This is a genomic window from Faecalibacterium sp. i25-0019-C1 (assembly GCF_042854225.1).
GTDB lineage: Bacteria > Bacillota > Clostridia > Oscillospirales > Ruminococcaceae > Faecalibacterium > Faecalibacterium taiwanense.
This window is the reverse complement of the sequence record NZ_AP031428.1, coordinates 1,812,701-1,834,547: the sequence shown is the minus strand read 5'-3', so window position 1 is coordinate 1,834,547 and position 21,847 is coordinate 1,812,701. Positions and strand designations below refer to the sequence as shown.

The 21,847-nt window shown below is 51.2% G+C and carries 27 protein-coding genes and 1 pseudogene; 27 read left to right on the top strand and 1 reads right to left on the bottom strand.

The window, feature by feature from the left end:
- The 21 genes and pseudogenes from ACGHUK_RS09055 (at nt 1) to ACGHUK_RS08955 (ending at nt 15,855) form a co-directional block, all read left to right on the top strand.
- Nucleotides 1-756 carry a serine/arginine repetitive matrix protein 2 gene (locus ACGHUK_RS09055; protein ID WP_390574096.1) on the top strand — a complete coding sequence of 252 codons (756 nt, stop codon included), beginning with the start codon at nt 1-3 and terminating at the stop codon, nt 754-756.
- A 21-nt stretch (nt 757-777) separates the two neighbouring features.
- Nucleotides 778-1,137, top strand: coding sequence for a carbamoyl-phosphate synthase subunit L (locus ACGHUK_RS09050; protein WP_390574094.1), 360 nt, complete (start codon nt 778-780; stop codon nt 1,135-1,137).
- Nucleotides 1,134-1,544, top strand: coding sequence for a hypothetical protein (locus ACGHUK_RS09045; protein ID WP_005936329.1), 411 nt, complete (start codon nt 1,134-1,136; stop codon nt 1,542-1,544). Before ACGHUK_RS09050 ends, ACGHUK_RS09045 begins: the two co-directional genes overlap by 4 nt.
- Nucleotides 1,541-2,671 (top strand): baseplate J/gp47 family protein, encoded by a 1,131-nt coding sequence (locus ACGHUK_RS09040; RefSeq protein ID WP_390574092.1) that lies wholly within the window; start codon nt 1,541-1,543, stop codon nt 2,669-2,671. Before ACGHUK_RS09045 ends, ACGHUK_RS09040 begins: the two co-directional genes overlap by 4 nt.
- A gap of 4 nt (nt 2,672-2,675) precedes the next feature.
- Complete coding sequence (locus tag ACGHUK_RS09035) at nt 2,676-3,533, top strand: serine/arginine repetitive matrix protein 2 (RefSeq protein WP_390574091.1); 858 nt, start codon at nt 2,676-2,678, stop codon at nt 3,531-3,533.
- Complete coding sequence (locus ACGHUK_RS09030; protein ID WP_005936339.1) at nt 3,530-3,859, top strand: hypothetical protein; 330 nt, start codon at nt 3,530-3,532, stop codon at nt 3,857-3,859. The genes ACGHUK_RS09035 and ACGHUK_RS09030 overlap by 4 nt, the downstream gene beginning before the upstream one ends.
- Entirely contained in the window at nt 3,846-4,157 is a 312-nt protein-coding gene (locus ACGHUK_RS09025) for an inorganic polyphosphate kinase (protein ID WP_390574089.1), read from the top strand. Before ACGHUK_RS09030 ends, ACGHUK_RS09025 begins: the two co-directional genes overlap by 14 nt.
- Complete coding sequence (locus ACGHUK_RS09020) at nt 4,150-4,467, top strand: hypothetical protein (protein ID WP_005936344.1); 318 nt, start codon at nt 4,150-4,152, stop codon at nt 4,465-4,467. Before ACGHUK_RS09025 ends, ACGHUK_RS09020 begins: the two co-directional genes overlap by 8 nt.
- Nucleotides 4,433-4,792, top strand: a complete 360-nt coding sequence (locus ACGHUK_RS09015) for a four helix bundle protein (protein ID WP_005936347.1) — start codon at nt 4,433-4,435, stop codon at nt 4,790-4,792. Before ACGHUK_RS09020 ends, ACGHUK_RS09015 begins: the two co-directional genes overlap by 35 nt.
- A 358-nt stretch (nt 4,793-5,150) precedes the next feature.
- On the top strand, nt 5,151-6,401 hold the full coding sequence (locus tag ACGHUK_RS09010; RefSeq protein ID WP_390574087.1) for a reverse transcriptase/maturase family protein: 1,251 nt from the start codon (nt 5,151-5,153) through the stop codon (nt 6,399-6,401).
- Nucleotides 6,316-8,175, top strand: a complete 1,860-nt coding sequence (locus tag ACGHUK_RS09005; protein ID WP_390574086.1) for a hypothetical protein — start codon at nt 6,316-6,318, stop codon at nt 8,173-8,175. The genes ACGHUK_RS09010 and ACGHUK_RS09005 overlap by 86 nt, the downstream gene beginning before the upstream one ends.
- Nucleotides 8,168-8,371 carry a transcription factor gene (locus tag ACGHUK_RS09000; protein WP_390574084.1) on the top strand — a complete coding sequence of 68 codons (204 nt, stop codon included), beginning with the start codon at nt 8,168-8,170 and terminating at the stop codon, nt 8,369-8,371. Before ACGHUK_RS09005 ends, ACGHUK_RS09000 begins: the two co-directional genes overlap by 8 nt.
- A complete protein-coding gene (locus ACGHUK_RS08995) occupies nt 8,368-8,508 on the top strand; it encodes a CD1375 family protein (RefSeq protein WP_005936359.1) in 141 nt (46 codons plus the stop codon). The genes ACGHUK_RS09000 and ACGHUK_RS08995 overlap by 4 nt, the downstream gene beginning before the upstream one ends.
- Nucleotides 8,509-8,714: 206 nt before the next feature.
- Nucleotides 8,715-9,179 (top strand): annotated as a pseudogene (locus ACGHUK_RS08990) (ATP-binding protein); the annotation flags it as partial.
- A gap of 33 nt (nt 9,180-9,212) precedes the next feature.
- Nucleotides 9,213-9,470, top strand: coding sequence for a DUF6870 family protein (locus ACGHUK_RS08985; RefSeq protein ID WP_390574083.1), 258 nt, complete (start codon nt 9,213-9,215; stop codon nt 9,468-9,470).
- A gap of 304 nt (nt 9,471-9,774) precedes the next feature.
- Nucleotides 9,775-11,382, top strand: a complete 1,608-nt coding sequence (locus ACGHUK_RS08980) for a recombinase family protein (protein WP_390574081.1) — start codon at nt 9,775-9,777, stop codon at nt 11,380-11,382.
- 16 nt (nt 11,383-11,398) lie between these two features.
- Nucleotides 11,399-12,976, top strand: coding sequence for a recombinase family protein (locus ACGHUK_RS08975; protein WP_390574079.1), 1,578 nt, complete (start codon nt 11,399-11,401; stop codon nt 12,974-12,976).
- A 19-nt stretch (nt 12,977-12,995) separates the two neighbouring features.
- Entirely contained in the window at nt 12,996-13,379 is a 384-nt protein-coding gene (locus tag ACGHUK_RS08970) for a TnpV protein (protein WP_390574077.1), read from the top strand.
- Nucleotides 13,380-13,386: 7 nt separating this feature from the next.
- Nucleotides 13,387-15,000, top strand: coding sequence for a recombinase family protein (locus ACGHUK_RS08965; protein ID WP_390574075.1), 1,614 nt, complete (start codon nt 13,387-13,389; stop codon nt 14,998-15,000).
- Nucleotides 15,001-15,055: 55 nt separating this feature from the next.
- The gene (locus ACGHUK_RS08960) at nt 15,056-15,577 is read left to right on the top strand and encodes a hypothetical protein (RefSeq protein WP_274235868.1); all 522 of its coding nucleotides are present in this window, start codon (nt 15,056-15,058) and stop codon (nt 15,575-15,577) included.
- 17 nt (nt 15,578-15,594) lie between these two features.
- The gene (locus tag ACGHUK_RS08955) at nt 15,595-15,855 is read left to right on the top strand and encodes a hypothetical protein (protein ID WP_097777541.1); all 261 of its coding nucleotides are present in this window, start codon (nt 15,595-15,597) and stop codon (nt 15,853-15,855) included.
- Between the two features lie 125 nt (nt 15,856-15,980).
- Here ACGHUK_RS08955 and ACGHUK_RS08950 read toward each other — a convergent pair whose 3' ends face one another.
- On the bottom strand, nt 15,981-16,325 hold the full coding sequence (locus ACGHUK_RS08950; RefSeq protein WP_390574073.1) for a helix-turn-helix domain-containing protein: 345 nt from the start codon (nt 16,323-16,325) through the stop codon (nt 15,981-15,983).
- A gap of 525 nt (nt 16,326-16,850) precedes the next feature.
- On the opposite strand from ACGHUK_RS08950, the gene ACGHUK_RS08945 reads away from it, so the two are divergent.
- From ACGHUK_RS08945 to ACGHUK_RS08920, 6 genes are read left to right on the top strand one after another with little or no spacing between them, the layout of a single operon-like run.
- Nucleotides 16,851-17,840 carry an AAA family ATPase gene (locus ACGHUK_RS08945; RefSeq protein ID WP_390574071.1) on the top strand — a complete coding sequence of 330 codons (990 nt, stop codon included), beginning with the start codon at nt 16,851-16,853 and terminating at the stop codon, nt 17,838-17,840.
- Nucleotides 17,824-18,315 (top strand): hypothetical protein, encoded by a 492-nt coding sequence (locus tag ACGHUK_RS08940; RefSeq protein ID WP_249233192.1) that lies wholly within the window; start codon nt 17,824-17,826, stop codon nt 18,313-18,315. Before ACGHUK_RS08945 ends, ACGHUK_RS08940 begins: the two co-directional genes overlap by 17 nt.
- Nucleotides 18,312-20,135 (top strand): recombinase family protein, encoded by a 1,824-nt coding sequence (locus tag ACGHUK_RS08935; protein WP_390574070.1) that lies wholly within the window; start codon nt 18,312-18,314, stop codon nt 20,133-20,135. The genes ACGHUK_RS08940 and ACGHUK_RS08935 overlap by 4 nt, the downstream gene beginning before the upstream one ends.
- A 14-nt stretch (nt 20,136-20,149) precedes the next feature.
- Nucleotides 20,150-20,974 carry a hypothetical protein gene (locus ACGHUK_RS08930; RefSeq protein WP_390574068.1) on the top strand — a complete coding sequence of 275 codons (825 nt, stop codon included), beginning with the start codon at nt 20,150-20,152 and terminating at the stop codon, nt 20,972-20,974.
- Entirely contained in the window at nt 20,971-21,360 is a 390-nt protein-coding gene (locus ACGHUK_RS08925) for a hypothetical protein (RefSeq protein ID WP_390574067.1), read from the top strand. The genes ACGHUK_RS08930 and ACGHUK_RS08925 overlap by 4 nt, the downstream gene beginning before the upstream one ends.
- 60 nt (nt 21,361-21,420) lie before the next feature.
- Complete coding sequence (locus tag ACGHUK_RS08920; protein WP_165852569.1) at nt 21,421-21,702, top strand: helix-turn-helix domain-containing protein; 282 nt, start codon at nt 21,421-21,423, stop codon at nt 21,700-21,702.
- Nucleotides 21,703-21,847: the final 145 nt, after the last annotated feature.

The following is a 21,847-nucleotide window of genomic DNA, read 5'->3' as shown; positions in this document are numbered from 1 at the left end:
GTGGAAACGAAAGAACTGTACTACCCGCAGATCTCGGCACAGGCCGGTTCCTACACCTTCGAGGAAGGCGTGGAGCTTGAGATCTATTCCTCGAAGTCCTCGTATTATGATTGGGCGAAGATCCGCTTCACGAGCCAGTTCCGCCCGAAGCTCTCGCTCAAGAAGAAAGACCCCGCCACCATCCAGCTCGGCTATGACGGCACGCTGGAGGACGTGTTCACAGGCTTCGTCTCCGGCAACTACGACGGCGGGACGTATGCCAACGAGGTCGCGCTGAAGGATGAGATGCTGCTCATGGAGGAGACGATCATCAACGACACCTTCCTCGACACCACGCCGCAGGAGCTGATCTCGTACTTCCTTGCACAGGCGGGCCTGTCCAAGATGAAGCTCTCCAGCAAGACCTACCCGACGCGCAAAATGCTCCCCATTCGGAGGCAGACCGCCGTCCAAGCGATCAACACCGTCAATGCGGCGTGGGGGCTTCGTGTTCCGTTCTTCTTCTCGGGCGGCGTCTTCTATTGGGACGAGAAGCCGGAACAGAAGAAGGTCTACACCTTCGAGCGCGGCGTGAACATCCTAAACCTGCGCCGCGCGGGCGGCGTGTGGGAGCTGGAGACGGTCTCCGCGCCATTCATCAAGCACTCCCACAAAATAAACCTCATCCATCCGCAGGTGAGCGGTGAGGTCGAGGTCTCCAAGGTGGTCAGCAAGACCAACGACTCCGGCTTCATCCGCACCTACATCTATTTCTGACCCCGAAAGGAGGAAACCGACGTGCTCGAAGAAATGGTCGCGTCCGTTATGAAGAAGACGCTGGCGCAGGACTTCCCGCATTTGAAGCTCCCCGCCGCCGTATTCGCCACCATCGACTCGGCGGCAAAGAGCGACGCCTTTGACATTGAGGAACTGATCGTCCACAACGAAGTGACGGGCGAGGTGTTCAAGGCGCACATCACCTCCTACTGGTACGAGTACAAACTCACCGTCATCGACCGCTTCGGCAACCCTGACGCCAACTATCCCGTGCTTCCGGGAATTAAGTCTAAGAAACAGTTCAAGGCCGGGGCGGTCGTGGCCGTCGCGCTTCCCTACGGCGACCTCACCCCGGCGATCATCGGGGAGGTGGAGCTATGACGGGCCTGAACGATACGGACATCCGGCTCAACAGCGAGTGGCAGCTCACACAGGCCACAGACGGCGACGCGCCGCTCTGCTCGGGGCTGGAGTGCCTGTATCAGAACATCGTCCTCGAGGCGCTCACGCAGCCGGGAGATGTCTTCTACGACGCCGAGTTCGGCTGGGGCCTGTACGACTTCATCCAGTCCGAGGACACGGAGCTGACCCGTCTGGAGATCACCCAGCGGGTGCGGCTCAAGCTGCAGAAGCGGGAGGTCATCCTCCCGGAAAGCATTGAGATCAGTATTGCGTTCGAGGATGACGCGGTCGTGCTGCACTGCTCCTTCCGCTTCGCGGAGGAGGACGAGCGGCGCGAGCTGGACGTCATCATCGGCGCGGTGAGCGTGGAGGTGGTATCAGAATGATCGACAAGGAAATACTGGACGCCGTGCTCCCTCTGCCTACGCTGGACGAGCTGAAGGAGCAGAAGGTCGAGGAACTGAAAGACGAGGGCTTCGTCATCAGCAACTTCCATTCGGGCGGCGTGTTCTACACGATGCTCATGATCGTGCTGCGCATCAAGGTCGAGGTCATTGAATTGCTCCGCGCCGTGCTGAACAATATGTTCGTCTCCCACGCGGGTGGCGCGTGGCTCGACCTGAAGATGGCGGACTACTCCAAAAAGCGCAAGAAGGCGCAGAAGACGCAGGGCTTCGTCACCGTCAGACGCACCGACATGACGGGCGAGGCGGTCAAGATCCCCAAGGGCCACGTCTTCAAGAGCATCCTCGACATCAACGGCGAGGAGCTGCGCTTCTTCGTACTGGAGGCGGCGACGCTGCAAAAGGGCGCGTCCTCTGTGGACGTGCTGGTGGAGGCCGAGACAGAGGGCAGCCGCTACAACGTCCCCGCAGGGCAGATCGTGCGCACGCTGACCTACCTCGGCGACGTCACATTCAGCAACGCCGAGGACTGGATCGTGCGGGAAGGTAGCGACACCGAGGACGACGAGAGCGCGAGGGCGCGGACACTCCGCTCGTGGTCGGAGCTGGCGCAGCGGGCGACGGAGGACACCTTCGTTGACGCGGCGGAGTCCGTCCCCGGCGTACTGTTCGCACAGGCCGACTGCAACCACCCGCGCGGGCAGGGCACGGTGGACGTCATCGTAACAGGCACGGCGGGCGAGGCAACGGAGGGACTGCTTGCGGCAGTAAGAGAAGCCGTTGACAAGATCGCTGGCCCGTATGATAATATTCTCGTGAAGTCCTCTGTGACCGTATCGCAGAATATCTCCGTCACAGTCACGACCGACACGGCGGACACGGACGAGGCGGTGGAGAACCGGGTCAAGGCGATCCTCACCGAACTGCTGGCCGTGCGCCGCAGCCGCAAGCTCAACGAGCTGACCCTGTCCGACATCAACCACGCGATCCGCAGCGGCTACAGTGGGGCCACCAACGCGGCGGTCTCCGAGCCGGAGGCGGATGTGAAGCTGGGTAAGGACAAGGTCATCACCCTCGGCGACGTCTCCGTGACGGTCGAAAGGGAGTGAGCGGATGAAGCAGTTTGAAACCTTCGGGGAATATATGTTTGATCTGCTCTTCGCTCCCTTGAAGAAGGGCCGGAAGACGGTCAACCAGCTCCGCATCTTCTTCAAGGTCATGGGGCGCGAGTTCGACGACCTGAAGGCGGCGATCTTCCGCGTGCGCAGCGAGGCGAACGTAGTAAGCTGCTCAGAGGTCATGCTCCCCGTGCATGGGCAAGACCGGGATATGCCGCGACTGGAGGGCGAGGACGCTGAAGCCTATCGGACGCGCCTGTCCATGAAGGGGATCATCTCACAGTGGAGCGGCACGCGGCGCGGCGTTCTCTACGCGCTGACCGCGCTCGGCTACGACCGCAGCCGGATTGAACTGTTCGCCGATCAGGATGCGGAGCGCTGGGCTGAGTTCATCATCTTCCTGAACAGTTCCAAGCCCAGCGGCGTCACAAATCTCTCGGTCATCGACGGGCAAGTCCGCAAGGTCAAGGAGGGCAGCAGTAAGCCCGCCTACGGTATGGAGACCATCGGCGGGCTCATTATTCAATCCCAGCTTCAGACAGGCTTCTCACGCTATCCAAGGTGCGGAGAGATCGTGTGCGGCGTGTGGCCGCATATCGTCAGTGAAGGACATCTCGTGGCCTCGACGGTCATGGCGCAAGGCGGCGCATCGGGCGGCGGCAATCCCTTCCCGAGAGCCGGCACATTTGCAGCCTCCGAGGAGTTCTATCACTTCGGCGCGTACACCATTTATCAGGGCTTCGCCTCGGACATTGAGGTGGGCTCGAAGGCGGCGCAGGGTGCAAAGGTCTACCTGAGATGCTCCACCTCTACGCGCTGCTCTACCAACGCGAAAGGAGGCGCAGCAGAATGAAAACATTGACTTCTATCGGTATCCAGAAGATCGGGCAGCGGTTCGTTGACTCGGTCGATCATGCGGACTACACGCTCAACGGTGTGCCACAGACAGCGGAGCCATTCCGCCGCTTCGTGCAGGGCGCAAGCGCAAGGGTCTACATTTACTTCGACGATACCGTGATCGGTGACGTCGCCGAGGTGCAGCTCGTGGACAAAGACGGCGACATCATCGCGTCAGCGGGCGAACGGGTCTTCACAAAAACACCGGGCAAGGGGCTTTATATAGCCTTCAAATATAATATCTTAGAAGTGGAGGTCGAAAGCAGCAATGAAAGCCTATGAAAAAATCGGGTGGCTCGATCACGTCCAAGACATTGAGACGGGAGAGGTCATTCAGGAAGGAACGCCTGTGAGTCAGGTGAATATGAACCACATGGACGAAGGCATTTTCGCAAACCGTGAAGCGGTCATTCTCCATGAGGCTCAGATTGCCGACGCGCAGAAAGAGATTAAGGTGTTGAAGGATGCGACGCTGAACAACATGGTCAACAATGTCTTTCTCATCAACTTCAACACCGTGACCTCGGTCGCGATCACGTCAGGGATTTATGACTCTGTGGCGCGAAAAATCTATGTATAAGGTCGCTTGCAGCCGCAAGGAAGCAAGCTGCATCATCGGGAGCTTGCTCGTGGAGCTGGCCCCGGTATGCGAGAAGTGCGGCGGGTTGCCGGATGGCGTGCTGAACCTGCAGACGGAGGCGGGGCTGTCCCTCACAGGGGACGCCGACGTCCTCATCACAGGGCACAGCATCATCAGCGGCAAGCCTGTCAGGATCAAACTCACGGACTACGGCTTCGAATATTATGGTGATCACGCCGAGCTTGCCCGCGTTCGGGAAAAGAGGTGTGTGTATCATGGCAGAGCCGTCAGTCCTACAAAAGAAAACTGAGATATTTCTCGAAAGGGATATATACCCCTTGCTGAAAAACTTCCCCGCCTCCGAGAAGTTCTCCTTGTGCCAAGAGATCAAGCAATCCTGCTACAAGCTCATCCGAGCGGCTGTTATGGCCAACAACCTCACGAACGTCAACAGACGGCTCATGTGGCTGGATGAGGCGGACGCAGAGAAGACACTGCTGCTCGTGCTTTTAGGTGTCGCCAAGAACCAGAAGTACATCACGCAGAAGAAACTCTTGGAACTGCAAGGAAAGCTCGAGGAGATCGGGCGCATCATTGGAGGACTGCAAAAGTTCTTCATCAACAACCGAAAATAGACCATCAGAAAAAGTACAGCACCTACTCAGGGTTATCTCTGTCTGGCGTCGAACCGTGCGATTCGCGGGTACAATTCGGCCCGCAACTGGAACAACAACAATGCTACGAACTCCAACCCGAACCTCGGTTTCCGCCCCGCCTTGTAGGTTATTACGTCATCTGCGGCCACGGCTTCAGGTGCGTGTCCTTGTTATACTTCAAGGGAGAGGTAATCCTTCGCCATGTTGTGAAACGGCGTAAAAACAGTGACTGAGCTTCGCCCGCCCTCTCGTATTGGGAGGCGGAGGGAGGTCTACAATGTGGGTAGCAACCCGCGTCATGGGTGCCAAGCCGTTCTAAAAGGAAAGGATGCCACGAATGACGAAATTCCCCATTATGCTCTACAACACGAAGAGCACCAAGAAAGCCCTCGTGCCGCCGATCCCTCCACCCTCCAGCTATGAGGACGCCGTGGGCTGGTCAGCGATCGAGGCGGGCTACAAGACCGCCTTGCGAGGCAGCCGCAAGTTCACGCGGGAGGCCGTGCTCTACGACCTCTATTCCGAGGTGAACAACGTGCGCCTGTGGCGCGATCTCAAGAAAATTGAGAAAACAAGACAGGCGGGCGTTAGTGAGTACACGCCGGGAAAGTATCGGCACAGGATCATCGTGGAGCCGAAGGAGCGCAGTCTTCACATCCCGCCGCTGCGGGACAAGATCGTGCAGCTCGTCATCCATCAGGAGCTGCAGACGATCTTCCGCCCGGTATTCGTCAACCGTTCATTTGCGTGTATGTACGGAAAAGGCCCCATCCGAGCTGCCTTCAACGTACAGCATGACATGAGGGTCGCCCGCATGAAGTGGGGCGACGAGGCGACGGTCATCAAGATCGACGTCCGCAAGTTTTTCTACAGCATCGACCGCAGCGTGCTCAAGCAGATCATCGCGAAGCGGTTCAAGAAGCTCAAGAAGAAGTACCCCGAGAAATACGAGGACTTCCTCCGTTTTTACAGGCTTCTTTGCAAAGTGATCGACAGCTCGCCGGAGGGCGAGAGAGGGATTCCGCTGGGAAATGTGAGTTCTCAGGACTTTGCCAACATCTACCTCAACGAGCTCGATCAATTCTGCATCCGCTTCCTCGGTGCGACGCTCTACACGCGCTACATGGACGATGTCGTCGTCATAGCGCCAAACAAGGAAATCGCCCGGGAGTGGTTAGCAAAGATCAAGGTGTTCCTCCAAGAGAGACTGCACCTTGAGACCAACCAGAAGACCAAGATTTTCTATGTGCGGCAGGGTGTGAACGCCTACGGCTTCAAAATCAAAGCGACGCATCTGCTTCTCCGTACCGAGTCGAAACGACGGGAGAAGCGGCGCATCAAGCGGATGATGGAGAAGCTGCAGGAGGGCACGATCACGAAGGCGGCGATCGTCCAATCGGTCAATTCGTGGCTCGGCTTCGCCCGATGGGCTTGCGCCTACAATCTGGCGAAGAAGATCTTCGCTCCCTACCGCTTCATCAAAACGGAAGGAGAGCTACCTTATGGCGCAATATCTCGGAACCGTCAAGCTCGGCGGATTCTACAACAACGGCGCGGCGCTGGCAAGACCCACAAAGCCGTGGCGTAACGACAGTGAACCATATTCGGGCGCGGGTAGGGGCAATATCCCCTCAATGTCCGGAGGCATTTCAAACTACAGCTTCGGCAATACACCCTCGGACGACGCAAAGAAGCTCCAGTGGGTGAAGATCAAGGATGGTGACAAGACGCTGCTCATCTGTGACCGTGTCATCCTTGTCAATGTCACTTGGAACGACCTGAACAGCGCGGGCTGGATCTTCGGCAAGGAAGTCAACATTGACGGCGCGAAGTACAAGCTCCGCTCCCTGACGGGTGGCACAGGCCCCAGATCGACAAATGACTGGTACTCCGGCGGCACGCCCGCCAACAATGAGTGGGACAGGTTTGTCACCCGCGAGGAGGTCATCACGGGTCTTCCGGCTCCTGTGTCCTCCGATCTCGACGGCAGCCTCAATTCAACCGATCTCAGCAGTGCACATAATCAGCTTTGGAACTGGATGGGCGTCTATACTTGGTGCCAAGAGACGTATTCCTCGAATACGTCGTGCCGTGCGGTTCGCGGGTACAATTCGGCCCGCTACTGGAGCAACGACAATGCTACGTTCTCCAACCCGAACCTCGGTTTCCGCCCCGTCCTTGAAATCCTGAACACTGACCCTCTGATCTCTGACAGTGACAGAGACCTCGGAGATAAGAACAGCAATTTCACGATCACCTACACGGTCGATGACGCCGACTCCGGCGACGTCTTGACGGCGACGGAGTCGCTCGATGGGCAAACGACGAAGTCGTTTGCCCCGACGCGAAATTTGGTAAACACCATCTCTGTCGATGTCGACTCCCTGAGTCTCGGTAAACACACCGTCAAGGTCGTCGTCAGCGATGGACAGGGCGGCACAGCGACCCGGACGTGGACGTTCACCCGCACAAACTCCGCACCGACCATTTCCGGCAGCGACGGCAACCTCGGAGATAAGAACCTCGGCTTCACCTATGCCTACACCATTGACGATGCGGACGGCGACACACTGACCGTCGTGGAGGAACTCAACGACGAGACGATTCGCACGATCAACAATGCGCCCAAGGGCGAGGAGCTGACCGTGACAATCACCTCCGAGAAGCTCTATGCGCTGGGGCTTAATTCGGTCAACACCCTCAAGATCACCGTCACGGACGGCAAGGGCGGTACGGCCTACCGTCGCGTCACCTTCAAACGCACAAACTCCGCACCGACGATCTCCGGGCAGGACAAGGCCCTCGGTCTGAAGAACGGGAGTTTCGCAGAGAATTACACCGTGAGCGACGTTGAGGGCGACAATGTGGTCGTCACCGAGTTCGTGGATGACGTGCAGATCCGCAGCTATCAAGCAACGCTGGGACAGCAGGAAACGATCGAGCTGACCCGAGAGAAGTGGCTCTCGCTTACCAATGGACAACACCAGCTCCGCATCGAGGCGGTCGACGGCAACTTCGCCACCAGCGTCCGTGTATTCTCCTTCAGCAAGAAAGAGACAGTCATCAAGTTCGAGCTGGTCGCGCCGGAGGAGACCGATGCAGCGGCGACTAAGGTGCTCGTGACGCCGACGTGGAAGATCGAGGGCGCGGTCGCCAAGGTGGAGGCGTGCAACAACGGTTTTGACGCCGTTCCCACATGGGAGGACATCACGGCGATGGTGCAGATCAACCGTGTCTACAACTTCACCAACAAGACCAAGACCGCGAGCAAGTGGGGCGTGAATATCCGTTTCACCATCACAAAGAATGAGGGCTTCGAGGGTGAAGTCTCCATCTCGGGTTTCGGAGGTGCGTATGAATAAAGCTATGAAGTATTTGACTCCGAAAAAACCTATCTCCAAGATCGCCCGTGACCGGGCAGAGGAGATGGAAGAACGGAATGTCGACCTCTACGAGGCGATCGCTGGACTCTTTGAAGAGCTGGCTGCGCTGGAACAGTCCAACGCGGAGCTGAAAGCCCGTGTTGAAACGCTTGAAAAAGGAGGTAAGCAGAAATGAAGGTTAAGACCTATATGATCGCCGTCTATGCCGTTCTCGTCAAGAACGGCAAGCGCGAGATCGAGGAGCTTCCCGAAGCCTATATCATTCCTGTTGCTGAGTATTTGGCTACTCAGGAAGAAGCTACCAACGAATGAGATAAGCGGTGAAGCAAAAACCCCGAGGTAAAGGCAGTTTACATCTTTCCCGGGCAACCACAAAGGCTCGTCCCGCAGTACACGCAGACCACCTTGAAGGGGGCCGCGTTTGCTGTGGGACGAGCCTAAGATTTTCTTCTTAGAACGGCGCTATTTTTTCTCAATTATCCTGTCCGAATTTCTCAAAAATCGTGTCGCGCTACAGAAAGAATGTGGGCCTGCTGCTCTGGGGCGGCGTTGGTACAGGCAAAAGTTTCATGGCGGGCTGTATTGCCAATGCCCTGATGGAGCAGGAAGTGGCGGTCTGTATGACGAATTTTGCCCGGATCATGAATGAACTGAACAACGCCTTTGCCGGACGAAATGAAGTTGTGGACAGGCTCTGCGGCTATCCGCTGCTTGTCATTGACGATTTCGGCATGGAGCGCGGTACGGAATATGCGCTGGAGCAGATTTACAACATCATCGACAGCCGTTACCGCAGCAGGAAACCACTGATCGTTACCACGAACCTGACCCTGACGGAGTTGAAGAATCCGCAGGATACCGCTCACGCCCGTATCTATGACCGTCTGCTGGAACTGTGTACCCCGATTGCCTGCACAGGCCCCAGCATGAGAAAGGATATAGGACAGGCAAAATTGAACTTGCTGAAAACACTTCTGGCTTGAATGGGAGGAACGCGATTGCAAGAAAACGGTAGAATGAATTGGCTGGAGCAGATCCACCAGATGAAGAACCGGGACATCCGCACGATTGAGCAGTCTGAACTGCAGGAACTGCAGCAGGATGCAGTGGAACACGGACTGCCGCAGGAGGAAAGGCTGAAAAATCTGCTGGATAAGGTCCGAAATCCTTATTACTATCTGGACAACGGAATTATTGTGAAGCTGAATTTCGCACCGAGAGGGAGCAGCACACTGTCTGAGCGAATTGGAAGGTGTTTTCAATCGGCCAGCTGAAAAGGCAGAGAATATTTCGGCAAGCTGCTGAAAAATCACACAGAAAAGTTTTGCACTTTAATGTGATAAAGCACTGGACAAAGGGTGACAATTCTGGTAAGCTGTTTGTGGGTAAGAAAATAGGAATGTGCCAGCTGAGTAAAGTTTGCTCGGCAGGCTTGTTCTACATAGAAAAATGTGGAGCCTTTCGCTTCTCTGACGAACAGTATTGCCGATTCGTTAAGGAGGTGGAAGGCTTTTGTTATACCCTGATATGAATTTGCAGAAGAGAACACAGCAAAGTACAACCCGATACCGTACAGCCTTGTACTTACGCTTATCTCGTGAGGATGGCGATAAGACAGAGAGCGACAGTATTGCAAACCAGCGCACCCTGCTGGAAGCCTATGCCGCAGACCACCCGGAACTGTGTATTGTGGATGAGTTTGTGGACGATGGTTACTCCGGCTCGAACTTTGAACGGCCTGCGTTCCAAAACCTGTTCAGGGAACTGGAACAAGGGACTATCAACTGCATTCTGGTGAAAGATTTGTCCCGCTTTGGACGGAATTACATTGAAGTGGGACGTTATCTGGAACGCATTTTTCCCGTCATGCGGGTCCGGCTGATTGCAGTGACGGACAACTATGACAGTCAATCTGCGTGGAAGACCAGCGATTCCATCATGGTCCCAATGCGGAACCTGCTCAACGATGCCTACTGCCGGGATATTTCCGTCAAAATCAAGAGCCAGCTTGCGGTCAAGCGGAAACGCGGTGATTTTGTGGGAAGTTTTGCAACCTATGGATACCAGAAAGACCCTGATAATCACACCAAGCTGATTGTAGATGAACTGGCAGCGGAAACGGTGCAGAACATTTTTCGCTGGAAAATCAACGGCGTGAGTAATCAGGGCATCGCAGATCGTTTGAATGCAGAGAAAGTGCCGTCCCCCGCTGCGCGAAAGCTGCAGAGCGGTGCAAAGCTGAGTCTGCATTTCCGCAAGAGCGATGAGCCGCCGTGGTCCGCCAAGGCAGTGGACCGCATCCTGCACAATGAGGTCTATACCGGGAAACTGGTACAGGGAAAGACACGGCGGCTGGATTATCGTTCCAAAAAGAAAATGAATGTGCCGATGCGGGACTGGACAATCGTGGACAATACCCATGAAGCAATCGTTCCAGCAGAACAGTTTGAACTGGTGCAGAGGATTCTGGAAACCGAAACACGCAGGCCGAACGATGCCGAAACGGTGGCCCTGTTTGCAGGCTTTCTCTACTGTGGGGACTGCGGCAGCCGGCTGGTGCGCAGGTCGGCCAGCTATAAAGGAAAGCGGTACATCTATTATCAGTGCTCCGGCAGCAAACAGAACAAAGGCAGTTGCACGAGCCATAATCTGCGGGATGAAAAACTCCATAACATTGTGCGGAATGCGCTCCAGATGCAGATCCAGATCGTGATGGAGGAAGCAGAGTTTGTAGAAAGCATCCGGCAGGCCCAACAGGAACCCTACCGTGTGCGGCGCATCGAACGGCAGATTCGGCAGCTGACTGCAGAAAAGGCCCATACACAGGGCATTAAGGAAAAATTGTATGGGGATTACGCAGAGGAAATCCTCACACGGGAGGATTTCCTGAACTACAACGAACTGTACAGCAAGCGGATAGAAGAGTATGAGCGAAAAATCACCGAACTGGAAGCGGAACAGCAAAATCTACAGACTGCTCCAAACGCTTATCCGTTTCTGGATGTGTACCGTAAGTATCGAAAATTGGAAGAAATCACCCGTCCGATGGTCGTTGAACTGATTGAGAAAATCGAAGTGTATGAGGGCAATCGGGTAGAAATTACGTTCCGATTCCACGATGAAATTGCGGACCTGCTGGAAGAACTGCATCAAAAGCAGATGGGGCAGCGTGAAGTATCAGCTTAAAAGGAGGCTGTGACTTATGGCAAGAGTAAGCAAAAAGGTAAGTGCGGCGCAGCGGGAAGCGGAAAACGCACCGCACCGTATCTGGAAAACCGCAATTTACGCACGACTGTCCGATTTTGATGATGTACTTCGGGATACGGAATCGCTGGAAGTACAGATTTCTTACATCAAAGAGTATATCAACCACCGGGATGATCTGATGCTGCTGGATGTGTTTGCGGACAAGCGGTGCACAGGGATGAACTTTGACCGCCCGGAATTTGAACGGCTGTTGAAAGCACTGCAGGAGCGGAAAGTCAACTGCATTGTGGTAAAGGACTTCTCCCGACTGGGTCGTAATTTCGTGGAAACAGGTCAGTATCTGGAGCAAGTGTTTCCACTGTTTGGCGTAAGATTTATAGCCATCAATGATAATTATGACAGCCTGAACAGACAGAGCCGGGACGGGATGCTGGTGCCGATCAAGAGCATGATCAATGAAATGTACTCGAAAGACCTGTCCAAGAAGATTCAGTCGTGCTTTCGTTCCAAGGAAGCACGAGGAGAAATTTATACGCCTGTTCCGCTCGGTTACAAGAGAAATCAGCAGAATCATTTAATTCTGGACGAGGAAGTCAGCGATGTGGTAGTTCGGATTTTTCTCTGGAAGAAATCCGGCATGAAAGAGCGCGAGATTGCAAAGAAGCTGTCTGCGCAGGGAATCCCAACACCTTTTACACGCCGCTGTCAGCTGGGATACCTGAAAAACACCTTGCGGGTAAAGGACCCAGCATGGCAGACCGTGTTCGTGACAAAGGTGCTGGAAAATCCAATCTACACAGGAACAATGGTCTATAACCGCATCGCCTACGATGAAACGAATCGGAAAATCGGGCAGAATCCACGGGAAAGCTGGCGGATGGTGCCGGACAGCCATCCGGCGATTATCAGCTGGGAATTGTTTGATGAAGTTTCTGCATTACGGGAAGCCGAGCAAGCAGTCAAGGAAGAGCGAAAAAAGTGGTGCAGACAGCGCAGAAAGAACAATCCGAACATTTTCAAAGGCAGAATCTTTTGCAAAAAGTGCGGAGAAAAAATGGTTTGTCATTGGCAAAGTGATGGTACGCTGTATTTTTACTGTGCATCTTGCCATGTTTCCATCTCAGAGAAAGACCTCTGGAACGGCATTAACAAGGAGTTGCACCAGCGGATGGAAGAACACCGTGATTTGCAGAAGCTGGTACGGAAAAGCTCTGGAAAAAGCAAACTCCAATCAAAAGAAATAGCTACAAAACGTGAAATTGAACAGGCGTCAGGCAATATCGTTCGACTGGAATCACAGAAGCGCAGCGGCTACGAGCAGTATGTCCTTGGAAAAATTTCAAAAGAAAAGTTCTTGGAATTGAAGCAGGATGTAGAGAATGAAATTGAGGCATTCAGACAGACAAAAACTGAGAACGAGAAAGAACTGGTCGTTGTTCAAGAAGAATTGCAGCAGAAAAAGCAAAACGCAGGCAACACAGAGGTTCTTTTAACGGCAGATAATCTGCAGCAGTATGTAAAGAAAATTGAAGTGGATCACAAGAAAAATACTTACACGGAATTTGTGTTCTAACGAAAAAGGAGGACAGACAATGAAAGAAAAAATCTATGATGCCCGGACAGGAATGGAATATGTTTTGGTGGGTGATTATTATCTGCCAGCCTTGAAACTGCCACGGACCCGTCCGATTGGCCGCTGGGGGATGCTGCACAAGGCGTACCTGAAACTGCGAAAACCGGCCTATTACCAGAGCTTGCTGCTGAGCGGAAAACTGGATACTATTTTAGCAAATGTGGAAGAGCAGGCAGTGGAACGATATGAGGTTTTGATCGAGCAGCTGAGCCAGCGGGAGGGCGTATCGGAAAAACTGAAAGAAGAAAATCAGATGGAGTGGGTACGCCGTATGAGAAATCTGGAAAATCGTGCAGCAGAAATCGTAAAGGCAGAATTGATCTACACGTTTGAAAGGCGGTGAGCAGCAGATGATCGGAACCTATTACCGGCTTTCTCTTGCGGACGAGGATGTGGGTGCTGATAAGGCTGAGAGCAACAGCATTCAGGGCCAGCGCGGACTGGTAGAGGGGTATATCATGGCCCGCCCCGAACTGGCAACAGAGTCGCGTCAGGAGTACGTGGACGATGGCTACTCCGGCACCTCCACGAGCCGCCCGGCGTTCCAGCGGCTGATTCAGGACGCGCAGGATGGCAAGGTGAAAACGATTATCGTAAAGGACTTTTCCCGGTTCGCCCGTGACTATATTGAAGCAGGCGATTATATGGAGCGCATTTTTCCATTGCTGGGCGTTCGATTCATCTCTGTCAACGATGGGTATGACAGTGGAATGCAGGCCGGGAACGATGTACGCGGACTGGAAGTAGCCATTAAGAACATCATCAACGCATCCTACAGCCGGGATCTTTCTGCCAAAATCGCGGCAGCAGACCATGTGATGCAGAAAAAAGGAATGTATCTCGGAGGATACCGCCCGTTTGGATTCCTGTCGGACCCGAACGACTGTCATAAGTTGATCCTCGACCCGGTAGCCAGTCGATATGTGCGGTTGATTTCTGAACTGGCATTGCAGGGCAACAGAACAGGCACCATCGCAAAAATCCTGAATGAAAAGCAGATCCCGACCCCGGCAGCGTATCATGTGGCGGAAAACCATGTGTACAGTGAGCAGAAAGCATGGGATCTGCAGCGCAGCCATTGGACAAGTGGAACGGTTTACCATGTTCTGAAAAATGAGAAGTATAAGGAAACTTATGTGGGCGCGAAATTCATTATGCCGGTTCCCTGTAAGCATCGGGTGCTACGCGCCCCTTTGGAACAGCAGGTACGTATTGAGGACAGCCATGCCGCCATTGTGACCCCGGAGGAATTTGAACAGGCACAAATGGTCATCATGCTGCAGCATGGAAAACACCAGGCCGGGAACTACACAAAGCACCAGTATCCCTTGAAAGGCAAGGTCTACTGCGGCTACTGCCAGAAACTGATGAAATATCGTGTTCTCAAGAAGCTTGGCCCCTCGTTTAACTGCAGATTCTCAGCCACAGCGGTGGACAATCCCTGCAAGCGAATCCCGATCTCTGAGGAATTGCTGGAAGAGATTGTCCGAAACGCACTGACAGTGCAGATAAAGCAGGCGGAGCATGTACTGGAAATCCTGCACGAACGGGAACGCAAAGCGTTGATTTGCTTTTCCGCACTGGAACGGCAGGAAGAAAAGCTGAGTGCAGAAAAGGCAGAGCTCGTAAAACTTCGTGTTGCACTGTATGAGCAGTATGCCGACGGGAATATGAGTAAGGAAGAGTTCATCCGGCAGAGAGATGCCTACAGAGTGCAGGAAGATGATAAGATGGAGCAGATTCAAAGGCTGCGTACCGAGAAAAATCAAATTTTCCAGCCTGTGAAGAAGGATACGGATAATTTGCAAGCCGTGATGAATACGGTGGGAGAAGCTGGCGATGTGATGCACCTGTCGCAGAATGTGGTGGAAACCTTTATTGACCGCATTGAGGTTTTCAACGATGAGTGCGTGAAAATTCGTTTTACATTTGAAGATGTACTGAAAAGTTACGAAGCAGAGTGAGAAATGATATTTGCGTTTTTGAAAAGTTCATGCTACAATAACTATAGAAGGGAGTGTGGAGGAAATGGTTCTCCAGTACTATGTGGTAGAAAACGAGACCGGGAAACAAATTGAGATTGATATTGAATCGGCAACCAACGAAGACCTGACCTCTACAAAGGAAAAGTGGCAATCTGATTGGACGAGTGAATTTATCCGCGATCCAAAGCTGGAAAAGTATGCGGCGAAAACAGATGCTGGCGAAATTGTAGCATTGGGTGCATATCGAGAAGATGATCACGGAATATCTGTTTTTATTGCTAATATTGAAGCGCATCCTGAGAGTAATCCGACAATTAGCACAGTGCGGAAATACGCAGGCATTGGCCGAATGATGATTGCCTATGGTATTCAATTGTCAATTGATAGTGGGCATGGCGGCATTGTTACCTTTGAAGCAAAAACAGATGAACTGTATGATCACTACATCAAAGATTTTCATGCAGTTCCGATTTTTCAGCCACATTCGGGAGGCCCAAAGCTGCTTATGCTGGCTGATGAAGGCGCACAAGAAATTTTCAGTACCTACTTATCTTAAAGATTGGAGGGTTCAGTATGAAAGATCAAGAACTTGAGCTGCAGGTTGCTCCTATGAGCAATGATACAATGGAATATTTGAATGTTTTATTTGGCGTATGCAAACGCTTTAAAACAGATTATTACCATGCAACACCGAAGCAGCGTGAATTTATTGATGCAGTGGCTACGCACGAGTACCAGCTGATGAAAGCCCATGAGAAAGGACTGAGCCGTGCTTCTGTTCCTCCTTTTATGGGAATGAAGCGGAGTGAACGTAGTAACAATATGCCTGCTTGATAGTAAGAGAATAAGCTAACATAATAACTGCTCGCATAAACCACAGACAGCACCCAAGATGATTCGAGGGTGCGTCTGCGGCTTATGCGGGCCTTTTTATTTTGTGATTTTAGTACGGATGGATGTTAAATTCCAAGGCTGACGAGAGTGGCCTTTAACTCCTTCGCCGTGCGGATAATGATTTCCTGTTCAGTTTCGTTGCAGTCCAATAACAGACGATGCAATTCGGTGTTGGAAGTTGAAACGGAATAGTGAAGACTGTCTATCAACAAATCATCAATGGAAATGCAGAGGGCGTCGGCAATATCGACCAGAGTGGCAACGCTGGGGTGTTCTGTGCCTTTTTCAATTTTGGCCAGAAATTCACGACTGCGATTGATTTTAGAGGCTAAGGCTTCCTGGGTGATATTACCACACTGCATTCTGAAATAACCAATACGTTTTCCCAAAGCAACATAATTGACGGACATAAGTAAATCTTCCTTTCGAATGCCCGCATAAGAGTACTTTTATTATCTGGCCTATGGAAAAACGAATCAAGAAGAACGAAAAGAGCAGCCAACATAGAAGTCAGAATTTTCGTTTTTCACCTCTAGCGGAGATGGCTTCTGAGGCCAAAATGTGACCCAGTAGGTCACATTTTAAGGAACAAGTGACCTGCTGGGTCACAGAAAAATTATCTGACAGGTGTATAATAAAACCATAAAATTGAACAGCACGATAATGTGAGCGAGAACGAAGTGAAAAAGTTACTGACGCTGTACAGCGGGGTTCAGTTAACGGATGTACTTTCATTTGTATAGAGAAAATGATGAAAATGTGGCTCAGAATTTGGCGGGGCCACCCCTAGCGGTCGTGTGTTCTGAGGCAATTTTGTGAAGTGTTACATCACAATTTGCTGCACATGTGAAGTGCCACTTCACAGAAAAAATCATCTGATAAGAGTATAATAAAAGCATGAAATCAAGCTGCGAAAATAAAGTGGGGAAAACGAAATGGAACGGCTGCTGACACTGTATAGCGAAGTTCAGTCAACGGATGTACGGTGGCTGTGGTATCCCTTTATTGCAATCGGGAAAATCACACTTCTGCAGGGTGATCCCGGCGATGGAAAATCTACCATGATGATGAATCTGATTGCGGAACTTTCAACAGGAGGTAAGACCCCGGACGGATGCAAAATTGGTACGCCGCAAAAAGTGATTTATCAGTGCTCAGAGGATGGCGTTTCAGACACGATTAAGCCCCGCTTGGAACGCTGCGGAGCAGACTGCAGGAAGATTGCTTTCATCAACGAAGAAGTTTATAACGGCCTTACATTGGACGATGAGCGCATCCGTCAGGCAATCATTGAATTTCGGCCTCGATTGGTGGTGATCGATCCGATTCAGGCTTATCTTGGCAGCGATTCGGATTTGCAAATTGCAGGCAGAGCGCGGAAACTCATGCGCCGCCTTGGAATGTGGGCTGCTGGTTACGACTGCGCTATCGTTCTGATTGGACACCTCAACAAAAAAGAAGGCTCCAAAGGGCTGTACCGCAGCCTTGGCAGTATTGATGTTGTGGCAGCAGCACGAAGCGTCCTGCAGGTGGAGCGAGATACCGAGAATCCTGATATAAGAATCGTACATCAAATCAAAAACAGTCTTGCGCCTACGGCAGAAGACATCCGCTTTTCCATTTCTGCCGACAAGGGCTTTCGATGGCTGGAATGCAGGCCACAGCTTTTTGAAAAACAACAGCCGGACGTCGAACCTGAATTTGATACAGAGCAACAGAAAGCTGCCTACTGGATCAAGCATTTCCTTGAAAAAGGCGATATGAGTGCAAATGAAATTTATTGCCGTCTGGACAATGAGGGGGTCAGCAAACGAGTGGCGCGGATGGTAAAAACAGAAATGGGAATTCACTGCTACCAGAAAAAGCGAAAATGGTATTGGAGTGTTCAGCCGGAAGAAGGTGTTATGAATGGACCGCAAGTATAAAGTAGGCGGCTATGTGAAACTTGCAAAACTGTGGGAACGCTCTAAGGATGCAGCAGTAGCCTATCACAGTTCCTACTATGCTGAAAAGTTTAGGGATGATGCGGATAAAAGGCTGGTTGGTGTCTATATTGACATCACAGGGAATAAGGAAATTTATAAACGCCCGGAAATGGTGCATCTGCTCAAAGATTGCAAAAAGGGTGCCGTCAATCTGATTTTTTCACAGACAAGGGCCTACCTTGCAGCGAATACCTGTGATTTCTGTTTTCTGCTGAAATATCTGTTTGATTTGCCGATGCGGGTGGACATTGTTACAGATGATGACGACCAGAGAATTGACACGATTCTTGATGTTGAGAATCAGCGTCAGAACTTGAAAGAATTGGCCGAAAAATACACATCAATCCGAAGGAAAGATTATCTTGAGTGGAGAATTCGACTGGAAGATGAAATGACAAAGGCTGAAGAAAAATGAACGTAGAACATATCCCAGCAGAAGATGTGGACATGCTGCCGTGTGGAGCAGACTGGCAGAGTAGGCATTTGGAGTCCGAAAAGAGAAAAGCTGAAATTCGGGACAGAATCCATAAGCAGGCAGAACAGGGCCAGAAAACGGCAAAAGACTACTTTCGTCCGGCGAAACCGACACCGTCGATTTACGACAGTGACCTGAAGCGTGTAGCGGTTTATGCCCGTGTCAGCACCTCTAGCGAAGAACAGATTTCTTCCATTGAAAACCAGACTCTATATTACACCAAAAAGATTGCAGAAACGGAAAACTGGAATTTGCAGGACATTTACAGCGATGAAGGAAAATCCGGCACATCGCTGCGGAAACGTGATGCGTTTAAACGCATGATGCGAGATGCCAAAGACCAGAAGATGGATTTGATTATCTGTGCCAGCATTTCACGTTTTGCTCGGAATTTTTCAGATTGCATGACGCAGATCGCGGCCCTGAAAACCATGCACCCGGCACATCCCATTGGCGTGTACTTTGAAACGGAAAACATCTACACGCTGAATCCAAGCAGTCAATACAGTCTTGACATTCAGGCTCTTTTGGCAGACTGGGAATCGGGCAACAAGAGCCGCCGGATGATCCTTTCGTATGATCAGCGCATTATGACAGGTCAGTACCCGGTGGCTGACCTGATGGGGTATCGGCATACCAAAGATGGACAGTTGGTAATTGAGCCGGAAGAAGCAAAGACGGTGCGGTTTATCTTTCTGGCATTTATTCAAGGGTATAACTACGATCAGATTGCAATGATCCTGACGCAGAAAAAGCGCAGCACCCTGCGCGGCAGGCAGGAGTGGAACGGTGTGATGGTGGCAAACATCATGAAGAATGAACGCCGTTGGGGTGATCTGGAAGCCCGGAAGAGCATCGTGGTGGACTACAAGCTGGGCAAGGTTACAAAGAATAATGGGAATCGCTGCTCTGCCTATGTCCCGGAGCATCACGAAGCGATTGTTTCGCCGGAGATTGCACGGGCTGCACATCTTGTGGCATCCAGCAGCAAAAAGTGCGGTGTGCAGGATATTGTGGTAATCCGGCAGGGAGCATTGAAAGGCTTTGTGGGTATCCATCCGAACTGGAACGGTATCAATGCCGAAAGCATCCGCAGCCTTTGCCTGAGCACCTATCTGCCGGAAGAGGTGGCGAAACTGAACAAGATGGCAGAAATGCGGTCTGGAAAGAAGTTGGATATGGCATTGCCATCTGATTATTTGACGGTATCTGGCATATGTTTTATCAATCAAAGCAGCCCGGTCATGACAATCTCAAAAAATGGAATCCGTTTCAGCAAGGCATGCCACACCCGGCTGGACAACTACGAATATGTGGAACTGCTCTATCATCCGATTCTGCAGGTCGTGATTTTGCGAAAGAGCGATCAGGGCTCTTCAACGGCGATGCACTGGCAAGATGACAATGACGTTCATAGTGCCTTTTCAGCCAGAGCGTTTTCTGGCCTAATTCTTCAAACGTTGAACTGGAAAATGAATTGCCGTTACCAGTGCCGTGGTATCTGCCGGGGTCAGGGAAATGCAAAATTTCTGATTTTTGAATTAGATGAGTCCCGGATTTTGACTGGGAAAAATCAGTATGAACAAGAAAATTGTTCGATGAATCTGAAATGCCGGTTATATCGGAGTAAATGGGTTCAGAGCATTACAGTTAGTGATGTGATGGAATCTGGCCAAGTCGTAGAAAATCCCATGATTGGTGCAATTCCAAGCAGAAATGAAGTTCAACGTGAACTGGATGATCTTTTGATGTCGATGTAGGAGGAACTTATAGAATGGAAGAAAAAAGCAGGGCGCAGGAACTGAGCGTTCGGGAAATCTCCTTGATTCGTGAACTTGCACAGATACGGAAAGAACATAAAAGAGAACTGGAGTACGAAAAGTTCGATGGCTATGAACTTCCGCCGCGCACCCAGTTTTCCATGCTGAATAAACCTGCAGTGAGCATAAAATATGGTGTTATGAAATTTAATATGGCGTGCATTCGGCTTTTTGAAGGAATCAAGTATGTCCTTCCGATTTTGCACCCCAATAAGAAGCGGCTTGCGTTGATTATGTGCCCGGAAGAGGACAGCGCGTCTGTTGAATGGGCACGACAGAACGACGAAAATTGGGTGAATAAGGATATTACATCATTGGAATTTGTGGAAAATATCTTCAGGCTCATGAACTGGAATCGGGAATGCCGTTATAAAGTGCTTGGACGGGTGGCTAATTCAGATCAGGGTCTTTGTATGTTGTTTGATTTGGAAGAAGCAATCATGTTCACCCCGAAGCCACAGGAATATACGGATCCGCTTACTGGTGAAATGAAGAAAAAGCAGATGAAATTCTTCCCGGATGCCTATAAGAACCGTATCGGAAAATCTTATAATGACTATATTGCAGACCATCAGATGAACATGTTTGAAGACTTCATTGGGTATCAGGGCTCTGCGGTATTGGATGAGCCTGTGCAGGAAGAGAATACAGCGCCGAAGCCACCAATGAGACAGAAAAGCGAACCACCGGAAAATACAGTGCTACCCCATTTGCCGGAACAATCTGTGAATATGCAGCAATCGAGTTATGAGTCTGACGGGAGAGGAATGCCGACATGAATTCTGGACGAGTTATGCACCTGCGAGTGACAATTCCGGCGGAAAGCCGGAGAATGAATGTTGGGAAAGATGTTATCCGTATTCTTGGAAGTCCGGCCTATATCTGCGTTTTGCAGAGGAAAGATCGGAAGTCTATTGCAATCACGCCGTGTGCTGCGGAGCATCCCATGTCCTTTAAGGTCCCGGACAGGCTGCTGACCGATGGGCAGTGTCGGATGATGATTAACGGAATACAGTTCATTCAGGTGTTGCTGGAAGCAAATGGTCTGGCGGCAGGAAAAGACCATCAGTTTAAAGGACGGTATGATGCCGAGAAAAATGCAGTTATCATTTCGCTTGAAAAAGATGAACAAAGTGCCCTCTCGCCTCAAAAGTGTACAACTTGACATCACGTCCACTTGGTCGTATAATACGTCCAAATGGACGTGATGAAGGGAACCAATATTATGAGTGGTGGAATTTTAGATAGTTTTCAAACGATAATTCCAACAGCAGCGGCTGTCTTATCGGAAAGACGACAAATGTTAAGGATGACGCAACAAGAGGTTGCTGATCGAGCCAATATAACTTTACGTCAATATCAAAGGCTGGAATCTGGGGAAAGAAATATTTTGACTTCCTCTTTTGGCTTGGCCTGTCGGGTAGTTGAAGCTCTTGATATGGATGTTTCTAAATTCTATCATGGTGACTATTACCTTGAAGAATTGAAAACTATTGAAGGCAAATGATTTGGTGACAGGGGAAAACATCAATTTAAATGACGGCATGATGCCGAAAAAAGAGCAATATAAAAAGAATTATCCCGTGGAAACAGGGAAGATAATGCGTGAAAAGTATGAAAATGGATTGATTCGGAATGAACATGAATTTAAG

Bases quoted from the DNA above. Each gene is read 5' to 3' on its own strand.
- ACGHUK_RS09030 (WP_005936339.1), top strand. From the start codon at position 3,530: ATGAAAACATTGACTTCTATCGGTATCCAGAAGATCGGGCAGCGGTTC.
- ACGHUK_RS09005 (WP_390574086.1), top strand. From the start codon at position 6,316: ATGGCGCAATATCTCGGAACCGTCAAGCTCGGCGGATTCTACAACAAC.
- ACGHUK_RS08985 (WP_390574083.1), top strand. From the start codon at position 9,213: ATGAATTGGCTGGAGCAGATCCACCAGATGAAGAACCGGGACATCCGC.
- ACGHUK_RS08920 (WP_165852569.1), top strand. From the start codon at position 21,421: ATGAGTGGTGGAATTTTAGATAGTTTTCAAACGATAATTCCAACAGCA.
- ACGHUK_RS08935 (WP_390574070.1), top strand. From the start codon at position 18,312: ATGAACGTAGAACATATCCCAGCAGAAGATGTGGACATGCTGCCGTGT.
- ACGHUK_RS08925 (WP_390574067.1), top strand. From the start codon at position 20,971: ATGAATTCTGGACGAGTTATGCACCTGCGAGTGACAATTCCGGCGGAA.
- ACGHUK_RS09010 (WP_390574087.1), top strand. From the start codon at position 5,151: ATGACGAAATTCCCCATTATGCTCTACAACACGAAGAGCACCAAGAAA.
- ACGHUK_RS08955 (WP_097777541.1), top strand. From the start codon at position 15,595: ATGAAAGATCAAGAACTTGAGCTGCAGGTTGCTCCTATGAGCAATGAT.
- ACGHUK_RS08975 (WP_390574079.1), top strand. From the start codon at position 11,399: ATGGCAAGAGTAAGCAAAAAGGTAAGTGCGGCGCAGCGGGAAGCGGAA.
- ACGHUK_RS08995 (WP_005936359.1), top strand. From the start codon at position 8,368: ATGAAGGTTAAGACCTATATGATCGCCGTCTATGCCGTTCTCGTCAAG.
- ACGHUK_RS09045 (WP_005936329.1), top strand. From the start codon at position 1,134: ATGACGGGCCTGAACGATACGGACATCCGGCTCAACAGCGAGTGGCAG.
- ACGHUK_RS08945 (WP_390574071.1), top strand. From the start codon at position 16,851: ATGGAACGGCTGCTGACACTGTATAGCGAAGTTCAGTCAACGGATGTA.
- ACGHUK_RS09035 (WP_390574091.1), top strand. From the start codon at position 2,676: ATGAAGCAGTTTGAAACCTTCGGGGAATATATGTTTGATCTGCTCTTC.
- ACGHUK_RS08970 (WP_390574077.1), top strand. From the start codon at position 12,996: ATGAAAGAAAAAATCTATGATGCCCGGACAGGAATGGAATATGTTTTG.
- ACGHUK_RS09000 (WP_390574084.1), top strand. From the start codon at position 8,168: ATGAATAAAGCTATGAAGTATTTGACTCCGAAAAAACCTATCTCCAAG.
- ACGHUK_RS09015 (WP_005936347.1), top strand. From the start codon at position 4,433: ATGGCAGAGCCGTCAGTCCTACAAAAGAAAACTGAGATATTTCTCGAA.
- ACGHUK_RS09040 (WP_390574092.1), top strand. From the start codon at position 1,541: ATGATCGACAAGGAAATACTGGACGCCGTGCTCCCTCTGCCTACGCTG.
- ACGHUK_RS08930 (WP_390574068.1), top strand. From the start codon at position 20,150: ATGGAAGAAAAAAGCAGGGCGCAGGAACTGAGCGTTCGGGAAATCTCC.
- ACGHUK_RS09020 (WP_005936344.1), top strand. From the start codon at position 4,150: ATGTATAAGGTCGCTTGCAGCCGCAAGGAAGCAAGCTGCATCATCGGG.
- ACGHUK_RS08965 (WP_390574075.1), top strand. From the start codon at position 13,387: ATGATCGGAACCTATTACCGGCTTTCTCTTGCGGACGAGGATGTGGGT.
- ACGHUK_RS09025 (WP_390574089.1), top strand. From the start codon at position 3,846: ATGAAAGCCTATGAAAAAATCGGGTGGCTCGATCACGTCCAAGACATT.
- ACGHUK_RS08940 (WP_249233192.1), top strand. From the start codon at position 17,824: ATGGACCGCAAGTATAAAGTAGGCGGCTATGTGAAACTTGCAAAACTG.
- ACGHUK_RS08950 (WP_390574073.1), bottom strand. From the start codon at position 16,325: ATGTCCGTCAATTATGTTGCTTTGGGAAAACGTATTGGTTATTTCAGA.